This window comes from Ensifer sp. D2-11 (genome assembly GCF_054161295.1).
In genome coordinates this window covers 288,424-305,306 of sequence record NZ_CP096434.1, presented here as the reverse complement: position 1 = coordinate 305,306, position 16,883 = coordinate 288,424, and the positions used below count along the sequence as shown (strand labels likewise).

At 63.3% G+C, this 16,883-nt stretch carries 17 protein-coding genes and 2 pseudogenes; 5 read left to right on the top strand and 14 right to left on the bottom strand.

Going from position 1 to position 16,883, the window contains the following annotated elements:
- Positions 1-3: 3 nt before the first annotated feature.
- The gene (locus tag M1D34_RS18625) at positions 4-393 is read right to left on the bottom strand and encodes a VanZ family protein (protein WP_498783545.1); all 390 of its coding nucleotides are present in this window, start codon (positions 391-393) and stop codon (positions 4-6) included.
- Positions 390-1,559: a glycosyltransferase family 4 protein gene (locus M1D34_RS18620; RefSeq protein WP_498783543.1), complete on the bottom strand. Its 1,170-nt coding sequence runs from the start codon at positions 1,557-1,559 to the stop codon at positions 390-392. The genes M1D34_RS18625 and M1D34_RS18620 overlap by 4 nt, the downstream gene beginning before the upstream one ends.
- 321 nt (positions 1,560-1,880) lie before the next feature.
- Here M1D34_RS18620 and M1D34_RS18615 point away from each other — a divergent pair.
- A pseudogene (locus tag M1D34_RS18615) lies at positions 1,881-2,144 on the top strand (helix-turn-helix domain-containing protein); the annotation flags it as partial.
- A gap of 77 nt (positions 2,145-2,221) precedes the next feature.
- On the opposite strand, the gene M1D34_RS18610 reads toward M1D34_RS18615, so the two are convergent.
- The 8 genes from M1D34_RS18610 to M1D34_RS18575 form a co-directional block, all read right to left on the bottom strand.
- Positions 2,222-2,518 (bottom strand): type II toxin-antitoxin system RelE/ParE family toxin, encoded by a 297-nt coding sequence (locus M1D34_RS18610; RefSeq protein ID WP_498783541.1) that lies wholly within the window; start codon positions 2,516-2,518, stop codon positions 2,222-2,224.
- Positions 2,508-2,756 (bottom strand): type II toxin-antitoxin system ParD family antitoxin, encoded by a 249-nt coding sequence (locus M1D34_RS18605; RefSeq protein ID WP_003527850.1) that lies wholly within the window; start codon positions 2,754-2,756, stop codon positions 2,508-2,510. The genes M1D34_RS18610 and M1D34_RS18605 overlap by 11 nt, the downstream gene beginning before the upstream one ends.
- A 106-nt stretch (positions 2,757-2,862) precedes the next feature.
- A complete protein-coding gene (locus tag M1D34_RS18600; RefSeq protein WP_017277565.1) occupies positions 2,863-3,090 on the bottom strand; it encodes a hypothetical protein in 228 nt (75 codons plus the stop codon).
- Positions 3,091-3,206: 116 nt separating this feature from the next.
- Positions 3,207-4,436, bottom strand: a complete 1,230-nt coding sequence (locus tag M1D34_RS18595; protein WP_498783538.1) for a glycosyltransferase family 4 protein — start codon at positions 4,434-4,436, stop codon at positions 3,207-3,209.
- A gap of 10 nt (positions 4,437-4,446) precedes the next feature.
- Positions 4,447-5,202, bottom strand: a complete 756-nt coding sequence (locus M1D34_RS18590) for a polysaccharide deacetylase family protein (protein ID WP_498783536.1) — start codon at positions 5,200-5,202, stop codon at positions 4,447-4,449.
- Complete coding sequence (locus M1D34_RS18585) at positions 5,195-6,526, bottom strand: O-antigen ligase family protein (RefSeq protein ID WP_013850393.1); 1,332 nt, start codon at positions 6,524-6,526, stop codon at positions 5,195-5,197. The genes M1D34_RS18590 and M1D34_RS18585 overlap by 8 nt, the downstream gene beginning before the upstream one ends.
- Positions 6,527-6,538: 12 nt before the next feature.
- Positions 6,539-8,155 carry a GumC family protein gene (locus M1D34_RS18580; RefSeq protein WP_498783534.1) on the bottom strand — a complete coding sequence of 539 codons (1,617 nt, stop codon included), beginning with the start codon at positions 8,153-8,155 and terminating at the stop codon, positions 6,539-6,541.
- Between the two features lie 316 nt (positions 8,156-8,471).
- Positions 8,472-9,374: a dihydrodipicolinate synthase family protein gene (locus M1D34_RS18575; RefSeq protein WP_498783532.1), complete on the bottom strand. Its 903-nt coding sequence runs from the start codon at positions 9,372-9,374 to the stop codon at positions 8,472-8,474.
- 170 nt (positions 9,375-9,544) lie between these two features.
- Between M1D34_RS18575 and M1D34_RS18570 the strand changes: the two genes are divergently transcribed.
- Both M1D34_RS18570 and M1D34_RS18565 read left to right on the top strand, forming a co-directional pair.
- Positions 9,545-9,793, top strand: a complete 249-nt coding sequence (locus M1D34_RS18570; protein ID WP_498784297.1) for a FitA-like ribbon-helix-helix domain-containing protein — start codon at positions 9,545-9,547, stop codon at positions 9,791-9,793.
- Positions 9,790-10,219, top strand: a pseudogene (locus tag M1D34_RS18565) (type II toxin-antitoxin system VapC family toxin). The gene M1D34_RS18570 and the pseudogene M1D34_RS18565 overlap by 4 nt, the downstream one beginning before the upstream one ends.
- 16 nt (positions 10,220-10,235) lie before the next feature.
- Here the strand turns inward: M1D34_RS18565 and M1D34_RS18560 are convergent.
- Both M1D34_RS18560 and M1D34_RS18555 read right to left on the bottom strand, forming a co-directional pair.
- Positions 10,236-11,384 carry a GNAT family N-acetyltransferase gene (locus tag M1D34_RS18560; RefSeq protein ID WP_498783530.1) on the bottom strand — a complete coding sequence of 383 codons (1,149 nt, stop codon included), beginning with the start codon at positions 11,382-11,384 and terminating at the stop codon, positions 10,236-10,238.
- Positions 11,381-12,691: a lipopolysaccharide biosynthesis protein gene (locus M1D34_RS18555; RefSeq protein ID WP_498783528.1), complete on the bottom strand. Its 1,311-nt coding sequence runs from the start codon at positions 12,689-12,691 to the stop codon at positions 11,381-11,383. Before M1D34_RS18555 ends, M1D34_RS18560 begins: the two co-directional genes overlap by 4 nt.
- Before the next feature lie 123 nt (positions 12,692-12,814).
- On the opposite strand from M1D34_RS18555, the gene M1D34_RS18550 reads away from it, so the two are divergent.
- Together M1D34_RS18550 and M1D34_RS18545 are read left to right on the top strand one after the other, a co-directional pair.
- Entirely contained in the window at positions 12,815-13,642 is an 828-nt protein-coding gene (locus M1D34_RS18550; RefSeq protein ID WP_498783526.1) for a N5-glutamine methyltransferase family protein, read from the top strand.
- Positions 13,639-14,760: a GNAT family protein gene (locus tag M1D34_RS18545; protein WP_498783524.1), complete on the top strand. Its 1,122-nt coding sequence runs from the start codon at positions 13,639-13,641 to the stop codon at positions 14,758-14,760. Before M1D34_RS18550 ends, M1D34_RS18545 begins: the two co-directional genes overlap by 4 nt.
- A gap of 12 nt (positions 14,761-14,772) precedes the next feature.
- Here M1D34_RS18545 and M1D34_RS18540 read toward each other — a convergent pair.
- Both M1D34_RS18540 and M1D34_RS18535 read right to left on the bottom strand, forming a co-directional pair.
- A protein-coding gene (locus M1D34_RS18540; protein WP_011970797.1) for an IS630-like element ISRm2011-2 family transposase occupies positions 14,773-15,719 on the bottom strand; the annotation gives its coding sequence in 2 pieces (ribosomal slippage) (positions 14,773-15,380 and positions 15,380-15,719; 948 coding nt in all).
- A 354-nt stretch (positions 15,720-16,073) separates the two neighbouring features.
- Positions 16,074-16,805, bottom strand: a complete 732-nt coding sequence (locus M1D34_RS18535; RefSeq protein WP_498783522.1) for a L,D-transpeptidase — start codon at positions 16,803-16,805, stop codon at positions 16,074-16,076.
- Positions 16,806-16,883: the final 78 nt, after the last annotated feature.

Sequence of the window (16,883 nt, the reverse complement as noted above, 5' to 3'; positions counted from 1 at the left end):
AATCTATCCGCGGTAGTTTGCGCTTTGGTTCATGCCCGCGATTTTCGGCTGGAACCGGTGCCAAAGGCGGACAAGCAGCCAGCCGGCGCCGACACCGCAGCCGGCCCCCGCCATTTTGACCGCAAGGTCTATCAACCGGGCATGGCGGTCGGCGGCGAGCATCTGCGTGAGTTCCAGCCCGATTGCCGCCGCGAGCATAGCCGCCAGAACGGCGAGCACGTGCCGGGGATAGGCGATCGCGAACATGAGACCCGTCAGCCCGAATGCCCCGAACCGTTCAACCTGCACCGAGCTGCCCATGTGCGGGCGCAGATCGAGCGGAGAGAGGGTCGAATAGGCAATGACGCCAAGAAGGAGCCACGCAAGAACGGATGCGATGCGCCGGACATTCATTTCGGCACGGCCCGGTAAACGTCTAGCGTCTTCAGTGCCACGCTCGACCAGCTATAGACGGCTTCGACGCGCTCGGCCTGCGCGAGCACCTCTTGTTCGTCGGGGGGATTGGCGATCTTTTCGGCGATGGCAGAGGAAAGCGCGTCGACGTTCCCCAGCGGAAAATAATCGCCGGCGGGCAGGCCGAGCTGCCGGTTGGCAACGATGTCGCTTGCCAGAACCGGGAGGCCATGGGCCATCGCCTCCAGAAGCGCGATCGGCATGCCTTCGTGGCTCGACGGCAGCACGAAGAGCGCCGCATTGGCGAAGAGTTCCGCCAGGCGATCGCCGGTCTGGAACCCCGTCAGGACGACGCCCGGCACGCGGTTGGCCAGCGCCCGTACCTCCTCTTCGTAGACGCCCGCGAATTCCGCACCGCCCGCAAGCACGAGATCGAATCCGCTATTTCCAAGTTTTGCATATGCCTGGATGAGATCGATCTGCCGCTTCTCCGGAACAAGCCGCGCCGCAAGCAGGATATAGCGCCGTCGCGTCAGACGGAATTCGCCGAGAATGCCGGTTTCGCTGCTGGAGCGCGAAACGGTGACGCCATTCGGCACCAAAGACACCGGTACGCGATAGCGTTCGCCCATCGTGTCGGCGATATCCCTGGAGATTGCGATGCGACCTTGCGCGAGCCGCATGCCCATGCGTTCACCCGCCCGCAACATCCTTCTGGCGAAAGCCCCCCATTTCTGTCGGTCGTAGTCGTAGCCGTGGTGGGTCACGACGACGTTCAGGCGCATCAGCCGGGCGAGCGGTACCAGGAGCGCCGGGCCGACGGCGTGGATGTGCAGGATATCCGGGCGCCGCAGCGCCGCATAGCATACACCGAGGAAGGTATGGACGATGGCCTCGAGCGCCATCATACGTGGAGACCACAGGGGAGTGACGCCAATTCCATTCCAGGAATGCGGCGCAGGAACCGCAAGATAGCGCCGGCGTCCGACCACCTCGACATCCCAACCATGCGCGATCAACCTGCCTGCGAGCATCTCCACGTGCTTTTCGACGCCGCCCTGAACGTTCGGAATGCCACGAAGCCCGAGCATCATCACGCGGCGGCGCTCGATCGGCAGTTCACGATAGACGCTTGCAGGCATGCTCGCGGTTGCGCCGCCCGGCATTGCCGGGGCATCCGGCCCTGCCGAAGGTCGATCTCGGGAAACTCCCGACGCTCTGCTCATGGTTGTTGCGCCCCAGCGATAACCCAGTTCGCATCTTTTACGAGCAGAACACTTACCATCCCGGTAAGAAGGTCATTAGATTCGTAGAGGTCTGACCGAAAATCAGACGGCGATGGGCGGCGTTTGCGAAATGGCCTGGACGGATGCATGCCTCCGTCGTCCCTGTGCTTGTTGTTTAGCCCGGGGACATAACTGACGGGTGTTCGGGGAGATGGCTGACACGTCATACTGGCATGGATTTGGCTTCGAAGGGGGTATTCCATGCCGTGGCGAGGGGTATCGACGATGGGAGAGCGGCGGGAGTTTGTGCGACTTGCGCTTGAGGAGGGTGTGGACCGGCGGGAATTGTGCCGACGGTTCGGGATCAGCCCGGATACCGGCTATAAATGGCTGGCGCGGTGGGAAGCCGGCGACCGGGAGTTGGCGGATCGCTCATGGCGCCCGCATATAAGCCCGATGCGTTGTAACGATACGGTAGAGGCCGAGGTGCTTGCGGTGCGCGATGCGCATCGGGCATGGGGGGCCGGGGCGGATGATTACATGCTGACAGGTAAACATGATACCCTGCCCTACTTCGACGCTTCGCGCGGCCGGCCGCTTCTCTACAAATGCCGTTGGGCGTCCATCCGGCCATGCAGGATGCGGATGATGTCGATCCGGTCGCCGCGATCCCGAAAATAGACGATGCGCGCTCCTGCCGGGTATTTGAGATAACCCGGCCGCACATCGACATTGCGGCCTTTCTTCGTCCCTGCGGCCAGTCCCTCAAATGCAGTATAAAGCTGGTCTTGGTAGGTCTCCGCCTGTTCCAGAGACCAGCGGCGAGCCGTGTAGCGCCATATCTTCCGAAGGTCGGCCTTGGCGGCAGGAGCGAGCCGGAAAGGCCGTTCAGTCGCCATATTCGGCGCGCATTTCGGCTTTGAACGCTTCGTTGTCGAATGGCTCTGGCTCGCCGGATTCTTCGCCCTCGATCAAAGCCGCTTCCAGCGCCCTTACCTTCGCCTCGTGTTCTTCCAAAAGCCGAAGTCCAGCCCGCACAACGTCGCTGGCGGAGCCGTAGCGGCCGGTTTGCACCTGGCTGTCGATGAAACCGGCGAAGTGATCGCCAAGGGAAATAGATGTGCTTCTAGCAGCCATGACAGTCTCCTTGTTTGAAGCGCAATATACCAGCAGTTGCTATTTTTTGGCAAGGATCAGTCTAACAACGCTTACATGCAGCTAATGTACGCGTCATGTGTGCCCGCTACTCGCCACCCTCTCGAACGACCGGAAAATTGTATTTCGCGAAAAGCAGGTTCAGCGCCTCGGCCACAAGCCGCTCCTGCGGTATCCGCTTGCCCTTGTCCTCGGGGGTTCGGAAGCTGACTTCTTCCAGCGTCTCCCAATAGGCCGGCGGCAAATGGTGGGTTTTGGCCGTCTTGCCGGCCCGCGACGGCGGAATGTAGGTTCCCGCCGGCTGCGGGCTAAACACTTGTCACAGGGATTCAGCAGCGCCGTGTCTGCGGCGCGGAAGGATCTGTCAGCCCAAGGACTTGGGCTGGCTGGATTCCTGTGACGAGCACAGGAATGAGGATCGGATGATAAGCCTCAGGCCACGCCGATCGCCCCGTAGAGATCGAGCGTCCTCTCGCGGTAGGCGGCGGCGGAGAATTCGCTCGCGACCCAGGACCGGGCGGCCACCCCCATGCGGGCGCGTTCCGCGGGCGAAAGGGCGGCCATTTCGCGCAGGGCCCTGGCGAGGTCCTCGGCATCTCCTGGAGCCGCAAGCAGACCGGTCTCGCCTTCCTTGACCATTTCCGGAATCCCCCCGATCGCCGCGCCGATCACCGGGCGCTGGAGCGCGTAGGTTTCAAGCACGCTGATGGGGGCGTTTTCGTACCATTCCGAGGGCAGCACGAGCGCGCGGGACTCGCCGATCAGCCTGTGCAGCTTCTCGCCCGAGAGATAGCCGGCGAAGGTCACGTCCGCCTTGAGCTCGGCTGCGAGGCTGCGAAGGGTCTGCTCCTCCGGACCGGTGCCGGCGATGACCAGCCGCTGGTTCGACAGAGCCGCCGCACTGATCAGGGTCGCGAGGCCCTTTTCCGGCGCCAAGCGGCCGGCAAAGGCAAAATAATCGCCCTCCTGCCAATCACCGGAAAGAGCCGTGACATCGACGAAATTGGGGATGTGAACCATCTTCTCGCGGGGCCAGCCCCATTCGGCGAGCTTTTCCAGATAGAAGCGGCTTGGCACGACCAGCCGGTCCACCTTGTCGCGGTAGAGCCCGAGCAAGCGGTGCAGCACCGTTTCCGCGAGCACCACCGCGCTCAGAGGGGCCGAACCCTTGACGCAGCGATGGCGCAGGACATTGTAGACCCTACCGCCGCGACAGTCCTCGCATACCCGGCCGTCCCGCAGCATCTTGTAGGAGGGGCAGGCGAGCTTCAGGTCGTGGACCGTCATCACAACCGGAATGCCGGCGGCTTTCAGGGTCGAGAAGATCGCCGGCGACAGGTGATGATAGACATTGTGCGCATGGGCGACCGAAGGGCGGGCGCGGTCGATGAGCCTGCCGAGATTGCGCTGCGCCTCGAGCGAATAGATGACGCTCGCCGCCTGGACGGCCTTGCGCAGGAGACCAGTGCGGCGGCCGTATTCTATCTCCGAAACGAAATAATCCGACCAGGGCGAGGATTCGTTGAGTTCGTGCTGCATGGCGAAGGGAACGATGTCCCAGCCGATCTCGCCGAACATGCTCATATGGTCGAAGAAGACCGCCTCCGCTCCGCCGCGGCGGTAGAAATAGTTGTTGATCGCAAGAAGGCGCTTCCCGGTCACCAGAGCCTCCTTACCAGCCGATCCGGTCGGCGGCGCTGTCGACGGGAAGGATGCAGCATCCCTTTTCGACGGCGTAGCGGACCAGATGATCGAAGGTGTCGGGGGTGCAGCCGTAGTTTGTGGGCTGCGCGGCGATATCGTGAGTGAAGAAGATCAGCCAGCCGGGACGCTCGGCGACATCGTCTATCCAGCGCGTCAGCGCGCGCGCCCCATCCTCCGGCTGGCGGATCTCGACGCCGTTGAGCATCATCGGGTCGACGGCACCGCGATTGATATCCTCGCCCCCTGCCCGGCAGGTTCGGTAGCGGCGGCGGAGCTCGGCCCGTGCCGACGGCCAGGCAGCGTTGTAGGGGAAAGCAAAATTCGATGCAGCGGGAGAAACGCCGACATGCTTCAGGTATTCGGCATTGCGGTCGAGATCGGCGCCGAGCCCGGCAATTTCGCGCAATCTTCGGTGGGCGAAGGTGTGACAGCCGATTTCGTGTCCGCGCGCGAGCAACTCGCTGCACCCTTCGGGCGTGATCAGGCTCCGATCCGGCTCCACCTGCCCGGCAAGCCCGCCCGCTATATAGAAGGTGCCGCGGACTCCATACTTCTCGAGGATGGCTGCGCCCGCGCCAAGCGCGCTGTCGGGGACATCGTCGAAGGTGAAGGAGACGAGCGGAACCTTCGTCTCCAACTCGCGCCGGGCTCCAGCCAGCTTCCAGATCGCCCGGTTCGCCAGCCTGTCGACAAGCGGACCGAACCCACTCAGCTTCTCAAGCATGCGCTACCCTCCCCTGGCGAGCGCGTGCAGGAGCAGCCGCCAGTTCCGCGCTCGACTGCAACGACAGTCCATAGAGTGCGACCATGAACGTAAACCACAGAAGGCTCCCCCCCTCGAAGAAGAGACTTTCGAGGCCGGCGTTGAAGATCGTGTAGAGCCATATGCGTACGAACAGCCTCGTCAGATGCGAATGCTCGCGCTCCGGAGCAATGCGGGCGATCTTTCTAAGCGGCAGGAAAAGGATCCAGATCAGGGTCAGGGCAAGGCCCGGGAAGCCCGTCATCAGGGCAATGTCGAGATAGGAATTGTGACCGTTGGCGGCAGCGACGGCCCAGGTCTCGACCGAGCCGCCGCTATAGACCAGTTCTTCCGTCTGCCAGAAGGCCTTGAAGCCATAGCCTGTGAGAGGCTGTTCGGCGAGCGCGCCGAAGGCGAAGCGCCAGATATCGGCGCGATTGGTAAAGGTCGCATCGATGCCGAGCCCGCTGATGAAATCGCCGAGCGGGGCGAAAACGGCGGAGCCCACCGCGAAGAGATTGAAAAGACCGACGCCACCGACGGCAATCGGGATACGAAGAAAGCGCACCTTCTCGAATATGAGCGCGAGCAGCAGAATGGCCGGCAGCATCGCGGTCGACGTTTTGCCCCCGGTGTTGACGAGGAAGACGAAAGACAGCGCGACGATGACGATCCCGGCAAACCTCGACCAGGTGTTCATGACGTAAAGGCCGATGAAGGCTGCGATCACCATGGCGGCCGCGGCGCTGTTCTTGTGGGGAAAGTGGCCGCGCCACAGGCCGGCATTCATCGGCTCGCGCAGTTCTGACGCCTGATGGATCGCGAGCTGCGGCTTGAAGACGATGCCGTAATAGGCGACGGCGAGCATGATGAGGATGCCGATGCCGAGCATCTTGGCGAAGTGGCGTTCCGAGGCGGGCAACAACAGGTAGACGCTGGCATTGACGGTGACCATCAACGCGAGGATCGCACCCTTGATGCCGAGCATCGGATGCGCCGAAACCAGCGAAACGAAGATGAACCAGGAAAAGAGGATCGCCAGCAGGGCGCGCGGCTGCAGGATCGCTTCCCGCAATGGGTGCACCAGGCCGTAGCCGAGCATGCCGGTGAAAAGCAGGAGCGAGATGATCTGGTTCAGCCGGTTGGAATTGCCGGCGGAAGGGTCCAGCACCGCCTCGCCCGTCAGATCCACGAATGGATTGATGGAGATCCAGAAGAACAGGAAGATCGCCATGAAGAGCACGGTGCCGACACGCGCCTTCACCGCATTCGTCGGCTCGACCTCTCCGTAGCCCGCGCGATCCATCTCCCGGGCTCCTCAGGCGGCCACGTGGGTCTTGCCGCGAAGGAATTTCCAGAGGCCGAGGGCAAGTGCCGCGGCGATGCCGATTGCGACACCCAGAAGGGCGCCGCCGATCAGCAGGATCAAGGTACGCGGGGGCCAGCTTCGCGCATTGGGCGGCAGGGCACGCGAGATGACGCGAATGTTCGTGGTGTCGATCTGCTGGCGTTCGGTGATTTGCTGCGCGCGTGCCAGATGGGTTTCGTAGATCGCCGCCTTGCTGCGCGCGTCGCGTTCGAGATCACGAAGCTGCACCTGGGCCTGGTTATCGGTGAAGACGTTCGACTTTTCGTCATCCGCCTTGCCGCGGAGCGCATCGAGCGCCTTTTGCTCCCGGTCGAAGTCGGCCTTCGCGCGCTCCAGAATGCGGCGGGCTTCATCCTTCATCGCGGCTTCCAGCGTCGTGCGCTCCGAGCGCGCGGCAACGAGCCGCGGATGTCGCTCGCCATAGGTAAGCTGCATGGAGCCGATCTGCTGCTGCAAGGCGTTATACTGCTGGCGCAGATTGGTCATGTTCGCCGACTCGAACACCGAGGCGCTGGCGGTCTGGCCCTCGGCAACAGCCGCGCTCATCTGCCTGTAACGCGTTTCCGCCTGGATGAAGCGCTGCTGACCGTCGAGGACCTGTGTGTTGAGCTCGCTCGAAAGCTGGTTGCTGACGAGCTCGCCATTGGTGGATTGCAGACCGTTGTCGCGCCGGAAATCCTCGACCCTCTTCTCCGCTTCGGTGACGTTGCGCCGCAGCTCATCGAGTCGTTCATTCAAGTTCTGCGCTACCCGGCCGGCGCTCTCGGCGGCCGACTGGAAGAGTTCCGCCTCGAAAGCCTCGACGATCGCGTCCGAGAGGGCGATTGCCTTGGCCGGTTCCTCGCTCCACACCTTCAGGATCACGACGAAGGAGCGTTCCTCCCGGCGCGCCTCGACCCTCTCGGACAAGGCGCGCATCGCCGCCAATTCCTTGTCCGCCTCGGCGTCCCGCGGGGCGATGAGCGCCTTCAGCCAGTCGAGCAATGTCGGCCTGACGAATTCGGGGTCGTCCGCAAGCCGCATCTCGCCGATGACGCGTTGGAGGACGTTGCGCGAGGTCAGTATCCGGAGCTTGCTTTCGACTTCCAGCAATTGCGCGTCGCGCTGCGGATTGGTCGTAAAGACGTCGTCGCTGACGACGTTGAGATTGGAAGGGTCCACGACGAGGTCGGTATAGACCGTGTATCGCGGCGTCGCCGTCACCGCATAGGCGAAGGCGGCGGCAACCGAAAGGGCGAGCGCGAGCACGATCCAGCGGGCGCCGTTGCGCAGCCACGCTATGAGGTCATTGACCCCGATGCTGCCCAGGAGGTGGAGTTGCGGGAAGAAATCCGCGACGGGGGAAGGCTGCTTCTCAAGAGCGCGCGCCTGATGGGCGGGTACGGGAATATCCACCACGCGGGCGGAGGTGCCATCCTCCGCCTCGGCGGGAGCCTCCTCGTTAGCGGCGGGCTCTTCCGTTACCGCCGGCACGAGGTCGAGCAACGACCCTCCGCCCGAGCGAAGGCGCTGATGTGGCCTTTCAAGGCGTAATCCCAGTCCCTCGGGCTCGCTGCGCCGATACATCGCTTTTCCCCATCCCCTTGGAGCCACCAAGGTGCTTATTGCCGCATAAGCAATTCCCCGTGCAGATTTAGGGCCTGCAGGGTGAATATTCGGTTAAGCGGAAGGGTTCAGGCGGTAACCTTTTGGGCAGGCCAGCTGGCGTAGGCATCCTCAAGCGTCCGGCTGCTGGCGCATTCAAAGCATATCCGCTACGCACCGGATTTCTCCGAGTGCCGATCGTATTACCCCGACGATTCCCAGGCTGTGCGGAATGCAAAGTGCCAAGCGGCGGCTTGCCTATCCCACATAACGCACCTATCTCGGTGGAGAGCCGCTCTTAGAGGTCGACCAGTTTCTGAACAGCCTCGTCTACGCGGGCTCTGTCACCCGGTCCAAGCGGCAAAATCGGCCGCGGGGGCAATGCCTGAAAGAGGTTCAGGACGCTCCCGATGGCGTACATCACGCGGAAACTGCCGAACTCCTTGAACAGGGCCCATAGCGCTTGGAATGCCATGTCGATCCGGTGCGCTTCCGCGCGATCGCCCGCTTTTGCCGCCCGGGCGAGTTTCGATGCGGGAACAGGCAAAAGACCGCCGACGACGCTGAACCACGCATCGGCACCCGACAGGAGCGCATCTGCTGCGCCCCAATCGCCGCTGTAGCCGATAGCAAAAGCTGCAGGCGTCTTCGCCCGCAGTCGAGCGATTTCACCCCCGAAATCGCCGTCGGCGGGCAGCGGCATCTTCACCGCGGCAATATTCGACACCCTTGAGAGCCGTACGATCAGTTCGTCGCTGAAGACGAACTTGGTCGTGCCCGGATTGTTGTAGATGCAGAGCGGCAAGTCGGAAGCGCCGGCAACGGCAACGAAATGCTGATAAACCTCCTCCTCGGTCAGGGGCGTATAGGATACGGGAGCCAGGAGGAGTCCATCTGCCCCGGCTTCCTTCGCGTCGCGCGCGAGCGCCTGGGCCTCGTCGGTCCTGAGTGCGCCGACGCCGACGATGAGGGGAACTCTGCCTCCCACACATTCGACAGCGATCTCCACTGCCCTTCGCCGTTCACCGCGCGAGAGAAATGCGTAAGCGCCTGTGCTGCCGAGCAATCCAATCGAGTCCGCGCGTGCCAGGCGGATACGCTCGAGCAGTCGCGACAGCGCCTCTTCGGAGATCTTGCCGTCCACATCGGCGGGTGTGGGCGGGAACGCTGACAGGCCTTCAAACAGAACCGCAGGTGCCATCGTCATTTCCCATCGACTGCGTCAGAACAGGCCTCGCTCATACAATCGCGAATGACCGACGGCAAGACATGCAACCAAAATCCGTCGGCAGCCGGCTCCGGATCTCTCGCAGGCGTTCCTTGCCGCCGCTGCAGTCAACCATTAAATTGCCATCAATGATGAGAAGCCGCATGGCGAGCATGACGATCCGCAACCTCGATGACGGGCTTAAAAAGCGTCTGCGCATTCGTGCCGCCGCGCATGGGCGTTCAATGGAGGACGAAGCGCGGGACATCCTTCGCGCTGCGCTTTCGACCGGCGAAAACCGACCGGCCAATCTCGCGGCAGCAATCCGCTCCCGCATCGTGCCGCTCGGAGGCGTTGAGCTTGAGCTACCCCTCCGCGATTCCATCCGCGACCTACCGGATTTCTCCGGGTGATCATTCTCGACACCAATGTGTTCTGTCGGAGCTGCTGGCCCCGGCGCCCTCCGTCGCGGTAGAGACCTGGCTTGCCGAGCAACAAACCGCGGCTGTATTTACCACGACGGTAAACGGGAAGCTGAACTTCTCTACGGCTTGCGGCTCATGCCCGACGGACGCCGACGGCAAGAGCTCGAGGCAGCGATTGTCCCGATCTTTCGTGAGGATCTTGCCGGGCGTATTCTACCGTTCGACAGCGAGGCGGCGGACGCTTTCGGTTCCATAGCCGCCCGGCGGCGTAAACTCGGTCGCCCGATCAGCCAGTTCGACGCGCAGATTGCCGCGATCGCCTGGTCTCGCGGTGCCTCCGTGGCAACCCGCAATGTCGCGGATTTCGCTGACACCGGTGTAACTATCATCAATCCCTGGGATCATCGGCCGTGACATTTGTAAGCCCCAGCTAAAAATCCGTCAGCAGCCGACTCCAGGTCTCGGAGGCGAGGCCGCCGATATAGATGTCGTTGCGCTCTGCCGCCTCCCTAAGGTCCGCATGGCGGGTCACCATGCAGAAGTAGCCGCGGTGCCGGAATGACAGCCATCGCTGGCGCGAGATAGCGTTCATCAGGAACGGCTGTGCCATGCCGACCGCCACGGCATAGCCTTCCGCATCGAGCCGCGCGAACATCGCAGCGGCGACGTCGCGTTCGCGCCCCTCTTCGCAGACGAGATTGAGCACCGTGGCCACGGCACCTTGCTTGCCGAAAAAAAGAAAGGCGCCGATCGTGCGGCCGTCCGCGAGAACGACTTTCCTGCATTGGAGCGTCCCGAGGCTCCGGTTCATCGAAGCGACGCGCACGAGCCAATCGAATTCGGCTCGCGACCAGGCCGGGCGGATCGCAAAGCGTTCCAGCATCGGGCTCGCGCATTGGAGGAACTCCTCGACGCCCGCTGCCTCGATCCTGCATTCGTCCTCCGCCTTCGGCCGCATGGAGGGCCGCAACCGGCGCAGTGCACGGTCGATCAGCTTGAGAACGCCGACGACAACGCGCGAGCGCGCTATCGGGAAGTGACTGCCCGCAAGGAAAGCCGCGGCGGTCAAGGGCAGAAACGAACGCTGCCATTCGAGGCTCTGGATCGGCAGGACGATGCCACCTCCCGCAACCCAATGGTCGGCGCTGACCGGCGACGCATTGTCGGAGAAGCACATGTCCTGGCGAGAAGCCCGCATGGTGCGCGCAAGACGCGCCGCTCCAACGGCTCCTGCTTTACCATCCGCCATGAAGGCACAGAGAAGACGGGCCATGGTCGGGCGGCCATTGACCATGAACGCCATCGGTACCGCGAGTATTGCGCTGTCTATGCCGGTCGCACCGTTTTCGTGCACGACGCTGCCGAGTTCGGGAGAATAGTGGGGGCTGCCGAAGAAGACGGTCTCGAGATAACGTCCAAGGTCATTCTCGGGCGCGTGGTCCTGCCTTCGGAAAATCCTGTTGAACAGCCGTCCGACCGCCGGAATGTCGCCGGGCGCCAAGGCGCGCGTACCGCGGCGCTGCCCTGCACCGGCCGGCACGCTCTCGGATACGCGAATTTCATCCGCCTCCATCGTCATATGGCGCCCGCTCCAAAGGTGAGCGCAGCCTGGCGGCGGTCGCGCCGCACGAAGTGCAGGAGCACGCTCCAAGAGGCGACCACCATCGCGATTTCGATTGCGTAGAAGGACAGGAAAGTTCCCATCGGCGGGGCGTACCAGCTTGCCCATGCGGCAAGGCCGGCGCCGGCGATGCTGCCGAGCCCCATGACGGTCGCGCGGGCGGCGTGTGCGCCGGAGGCACCGAGTGCCTCGACCGCGACCGACCACATCGCCAGCGGCACCACGACCCAGCATAGGATTCTGACGAAGCCGACCAGCGAGAGATAGTCCTTGCCGAAAAGGTACGGCAGGACCGGCGCCAGAACGAAGACCGTGACGGCCGCAGCGAGGCTAATGACCGTGGCGGCAGCGAGCACCCGGCGTACGCGCTGCAGCGCCTGGTGAAGTCCCGCCGCCGTTGCCCTCGCCGAACCCGGGTAGATAAGCCGGTTTAGCGCTTCCACTGAAAGATAGCTGCTCTCCAGCATGCGGCGGGCGACACTGTAGCTCGCGACGACCTCGGCAGTGGTGACGAGGCTCAGGACAAGCAGGTCGGCATTCTGGCGGAGCGCGCGCAGGATGAATGGTATGCTGAAGTAAAGGCCTTGCGGGATTTCCTCCCGCACGATGCGGTAGCGCGGCGTACCAAGTCCCCGGATTGCCCGCATACACAAGAGCGCCACGAGGACATGGCACAGAAACTGCCACACCGCCCAGGATGCGACGCTGGTGACGCCGAAGGCGACGCAGGCGAGTGCCGCCGCAACCGTCCGCGCGGCCGCAAAACCGACGACGACCTTGTTCGCGGAGGCAAAATCCGTGTGAGCGATAAAGATCTGCTCGGTGAGCACGATGACCCGGACCAGCAGGATATTCGTGACGAGCATCAGCGTGATCACGGCGACATTCGTCACGGGGTCCGGCGAAAGGGTGAAGAAGAACGGCAGGACCACCGCTCCCAACAGGACCAGAGCTGCGCCGCTCGCCGCCGTCAGGATGACATTGTGTCCGAGCATCTGCGGATAGATCGCGCGGTCGCGCGCGACCCGGCGCACCAGGCATTCCATCGCCCCGAGCCCGCAGAGATGGACGGCTATGTTGGCGACTGCAGTAATTGCGACGAAAACGCTGAACTCGTGGACGCCGAGCCAGCGTGCAAGGATGGCAAAGGTAAGGAGTTGCGCCGCCGAACCGAGAACCAGACTGCCGCCGGAGGCGAGATAGGACACGACCATCGGCAGGAATGGTCTGTCGCCGCGCTGTTCCGTCACACCTTCCGGGGCCATCCGTTCTGCCTTGACAATCCGACTAAGGGTCGGCACCGGGCTGCGACCTGCACCCTCGCCGATTGAGGCGCACACTAGCGAGGATAAGTGATTGGCCGGTTAACATAAGCTTTGTGACGTCATGTGTTATCGGACGCCCTCCATTTCAGCTTCCGTTTACCTGCACGCGCTAGTGTGCGCCGGACGACTTCCAATCCGATAACCGAAGGAGCCTTCGTGCTGCAGGGCGACAATCATCTTGACGGCCGGTCCGAGGGTCGCGCGCCGCGGCTCGTACGATTCATGGGCGTCGACCTCGAACTCGCACCGGATGTGCTCGTGCCGAGGGAGGAGACGGAACTCCTTGGGCGGAACGCCGCAGCGATCCTGACCGAGCGCGCCGGACCGGCGACCGTGATCGACATGTGCTGCGGATCCGGCAATCTCGCTCTGGGGATCGCCGAGGAGGTACCGCTTGCGCGTGTCTGGGGTGCCGACCTCACCGACAGCACGGTCGCGCTTGCGCGGCGCAACGTCGATCGCCTTTCGCTTGGCGACCGCGTCGTCATCCGGCAGGGCGACCTGTTCGCCGCCCTCGCCGGAGAAAGCCTCGAGGGTGCCGTCGACATGATCGTCTGCAACCCGCCATATATCTCGACATCCCGCCTCGAAGGCGACAGCGCGCATCTTCTCGCGAGCGAGCCGCGGGAGGCGTTCGACGGCGGCCCCTACGGCATATCCATCCATCAGCGGCTGATCCGCGAGGCTGTCGCCTTCCTCAAGCCGGGCGGCTGGCTTCTCTTCGAGTTCGGAGAGGGACAGGATCGCCAGGCCACGGCGCTTCTCGCCCGAACGAAGGCCTATGAGGCAGTGACATTCGCGGAGGACTCGGCCGGAAAGCCGCGGGTCGCACTCGCGCGCAGGCTGGGAGGTGCAGCGGCGACCGCCGCGGCTGACGGGGCAAGCAGATGAGCGACATCCGTTCGCTCGCAGTCGAGGATATCCCGGCTGTCGCGCGGCTCTTCCAGAAGGTTTTCCGCAACAGCGCGGAGGAGCCGCCGCCTGCGTTCATCGAATATCTTCGGCAACTCTATATCGATGCCCCGGGCAACGACCCGGAAATCCGCCCGCTCGTGTACAGCAACGATGACGGCCGGATTTCCGGCTTCGTCGGAGCGAACACTCTGGCCATGACGTATCGCGGCAGGCCATTGCGCGCCGCAATCTGCGGCTCGCTGATGGTCGAAGGCCACGAAAGCGATCCGATGGCCGGCGCGCGGCTGCTGAAAGCGTTCCTTGCAGGACCGCAGGACCTTTCCTTCAGCGAAACGGCGAGCGAAGTTTCGACGCAGATGTGGACGAAGCTGCGTGGCGTCGTGCTGCCGCAATACAGTCTCGACTGGATACGCGTTATCCGGCCCGCATCCTTCGGCCTCGATCTCGTCGCGAGCCGGTTCGGCCCCGCTCGCGCACTCGGCCCGCTGGCTCATGCGTTCGACCGCCGTCATCGCGGCAGGTTGCGACGCGGCGAGTTGCGCTGGTCGGGCGTGCCCGACGCCGCCACCACACAGGGCCCGCTGCAGGTCGCCGACATCGACCGGCATGGCTTCGCCGAGCTCTTCGCACCCTTGACCCGGCAGTTTGCCGTGCAGCCGGCCTGGGCCGAGGGCCAGCTGGACCATATCCTCGAAGACGCGGAGAAGAAGCCGGAATTCGGCGCGCCGGTGCTTGCGGCCGTGAGGACGCGAAGTGGTGCTCCCGTCGGAGCGTTTTTCTACCACCTGCGGCCCGGCGGAACTGCCAGGGTACTCCAGGTCCTCGCCCTGCCGGGACAGGCTGGTCCGATCCTCGACTGCCTGATAGAGCACGCGGCCGCGCGCGGCGCCGCTGCGGTTCGCGGTCGAACCCAGCCGGCGCTGCTTGAGGCCATGATGGGCCGCCGTATCGGCTTCGTCCATGCCGCCTCGACCGTCGTCCATTCCCGCGAGGAGGAGCTCGTCGACGCCTTCCGTCATGCACAGGGTTTCATCAACGGGCTGGCGGGGGAACACTGGAGCCGGCTGATCGGCGGGACTTTCAACCGGATCTAGAGCGGTATGTATTTAAGCCCGTTCATATCCCGCCTCTTTGAAGTAGGCTGCGCATTCCTGTGGGGTGACGGCTTGGAGAATGTGGCGCAGTTCGTCATGGATTGCATCGCGTGATCTGGCCTGTGCCTCACGCAACCAGTGCTTGATTTTGGCGAAGAGCTTTTCGATCGGATTGAGATCGGGGGAATATTTCGGCAGAAAGAACAGGCGGGCGCCGGCCTTACGGATGGCGGCGCGGATCTCCTGACCCTTATGGGAGCCGAGATTGTCCAGGATGACGATGTCGCCGGCTTTGAGTTCCGGCACCAGAACTTGCTGGACATAGATGCGGAAGCGTTCGCCATTGATCGGGCCATCGAGGATAAAGGGAGCGCTGACGCGGTCGGCCCTGAGTGCGGCGACAAAGGTCATGGTGTTCCAATGGCCGAAGGGGGCGTAGCCCACCAGTCGTTCGCCGCGAGGCGCCCAGCCCCGCAGCGGCGCCATGTTCGTCTTCGTCCAGGTCTCATCGATGAAAACGAGGCGGGCGGGATCAATTCCGGGGCAGTGCTTCAGCCATCGTGCCCGGTGGCGGGCGACGTCGGGCCGCTCCCGTTCGCTGGCGACCAGCGTCTTTTTTTATAACTCAACCCCTCTTCGTGCACGAAGGTCCAGACGGCGCGATAATCCACCTTCAGGCCGCGCTCGCTCAACTCGGCGACAAGTCCGTGCAGCGTGAAGTCGCGCTCGCGGCAGCGGCAAAGCAGCCAAGCCCGGTGCGGACCGGAAAGCTTGCGGGGCTTGTGCCCACCCATCTGGCCGGGTGCGGCGCTGCCCGTCTCGCGAAACCGCCGCACCCAATCGATCGCGGTGCTGATGCCGATGCCGAAGCGCTTGGCCGCTGCCCGGCACGATAGGCCCTCGCCCGTCACCGCATCGACAACGCGTTCCCGAAGATCATTCGAAAAAGGTCTCGCCATAAAGGCCGGCCTCCTTCACCGGCCTGAATGGTGAATCTGATTTGCGCAGAAAAAGGAATCCCCTTTCCGATTCCGCCTAAATGCATCCCGCTCTAGAGCGCTTCCAGAAATGTGCATAGCGGTCTTGCGCCCGGGAATGCATCGTTCGAAATGCACTAGATCACGATGATTTTAGGCCGGCTCGACCTAAAGTCATCGACGTGATCGATTCTGGCGCTTGCGCGTATGTAAGCCATCTTGCCGACAGCACCGCCCGAGGAAACGTATCGGAGGACTGCAATCTCTCCTCCTGTGCTTGTCACAGGAATGAGGAAATCAAACAAACCGCGGCGGCTATCCGAATATCAACAGTCTCTAAACTTGAAGCTGCTCGGCAAGCGGCTTTTGATAGACGACGATCGGGGCGTGGTAGGGTACACGCTCGTAGAGATCGATGACGTCCTGGTTCACCAGCCGAACGCACCCCGACGAGACTGCCTTGCCGATCGACTTCCATTCCGGCGTCCCGTGCAGACGGTACAGCGTGTCCTGCCCGTTCTGGAAGATGTACAGCGCGCGGGCACCCAAGGGATTGTCGATGCCGGGGGCCATGCCTCCATTCGCGACGGAGTATTTTTCGAGTTCCGGCCGGCGGGCGATCATATCGGCCGGGGGCTTCCACCGAGGCCAGGGCTGGCGCCAGTGTATGATCCCTTCGCCCTGCCAGGCGAAGCCCTCGCGCCCAATGCCGACGCCGTAGCGCATCGCCGTTCCGCCAGGCTCGATGAGGTAAAGGAACCGCCCGGGCGTGTCTACGACCACCGTCCCCGCCGGTTCGCCGGTAGGGTCCGGCACCCGCTGGCGAAAGTATTTCGGATCCATCTCCCTATAGGGGACTGCCGGAATAAAATGTCCGCCATCTTCGACGGCAGCATATCTGGCTTCCAGTTCGGCATCGCTCGCCAGCCCGATCGGGCGGCTCACCAGACGCGGCACGGGAGCGCGCTCCGCCTGCGGCGCAGAGGTCGAGCACCCCGCGACGGCTGCTGTTGCGGAGATCGCTCCCAGAAGAAGCGTGCGTCTTTGTAGTCGGATTTTGCTAAACATCTCAAGCGAGTACGAAGAGGAAAACGGGGATCGCGTGTAGACGTGTAGCCGACTCGCGTGGATTGCCAAACTCACGGC

Excerpts from the sequence above, each read along its gene's own strand:
- M1D34_RS18625 (WP_498783545.1), bottom strand. The coding sequence starts at position 393 with ATGAATGTCCGGCGCATCGCATCCGTTCTTGCGTGGCTCCTTCTTGGC.
- M1D34_RS18620 (WP_498783543.1), bottom strand. The coding sequence starts at position 1,559 with ATGCCGGGCGGCGCAACCGCGAGCATGCCTGCAAGCGTCTATCGTGAA.
- M1D34_RS18610 (WP_498783541.1), bottom strand. The coding sequence starts at position 2,518 with ATGGCGACTGAACGGCCTTTCCGGCTCGCTCCTGCCGCCAAGGCCGAC.
- M1D34_RS18605 (WP_003527850.1), bottom strand. The coding sequence starts at position 2,756 with ATGGCTGCTAGAAGCACATCTATTTCCCTTGGCGATCACTTCGCCGGT.
- M1D34_RS18590 (WP_498783536.1), bottom strand. The coding sequence starts at position 5,202 with ATGCTTGAGAAGCTGAGTGGGTTCGGTCCGCTTGTCGACAGGCTGGCG.
- M1D34_RS18585 (WP_013850393.1), bottom strand. The coding sequence starts at position 6,526 with ATGGATCGCGCGGGCTACGGAGAGGTCGAGCCGACGAATGCGGTGAAG.
- M1D34_RS18580 (WP_498783534.1), bottom strand. The coding sequence starts at position 8,155 with ATGTATCGGCGCAGCGAGCCCGAGGGACTGGGATTACGCCTTGAAAGG.
- M1D34_RS18575 (WP_498783532.1), bottom strand. The coding sequence starts at position 9,374 with ATGGCACCTGCGGTTCTGTTTGAAGGCCTGTCAGCGTTCCCGCCCACA.
- M1D34_RS18570 (WP_498784297.1), top strand. The coding sequence starts at position 9,545 with ATGGCGAGCATGACGATCCGCAACCTCGATGACGGGCTTAAAAAGCGT.
- M1D34_RS18560 (WP_498783530.1), bottom strand. The coding sequence starts at position 11,384 with ATGACGATGGAGGCGGATGAAATTCGCGTATCCGAGAGCGTGCCGGCC.
- M1D34_RS18555 (WP_498783528.1), bottom strand. The coding sequence starts at position 12,691 with ATGGCCCCGGAAGGTGTGACGGAACAGCGCGGCGACAGACCATTCCTG.
- M1D34_RS18545 (WP_498783524.1), top strand. The coding sequence starts at position 13,639 with ATGAGCGACATCCGTTCGCTCGCAGTCGAGGATATCCCGGCTGTCGCG.
- M1D34_RS18535 (WP_498783522.1), bottom strand. The coding sequence starts at position 16,805 with ATGTTTAGCAAAATCCGACTACAAAGACGCACGCTTCTTCTGGGAGCG.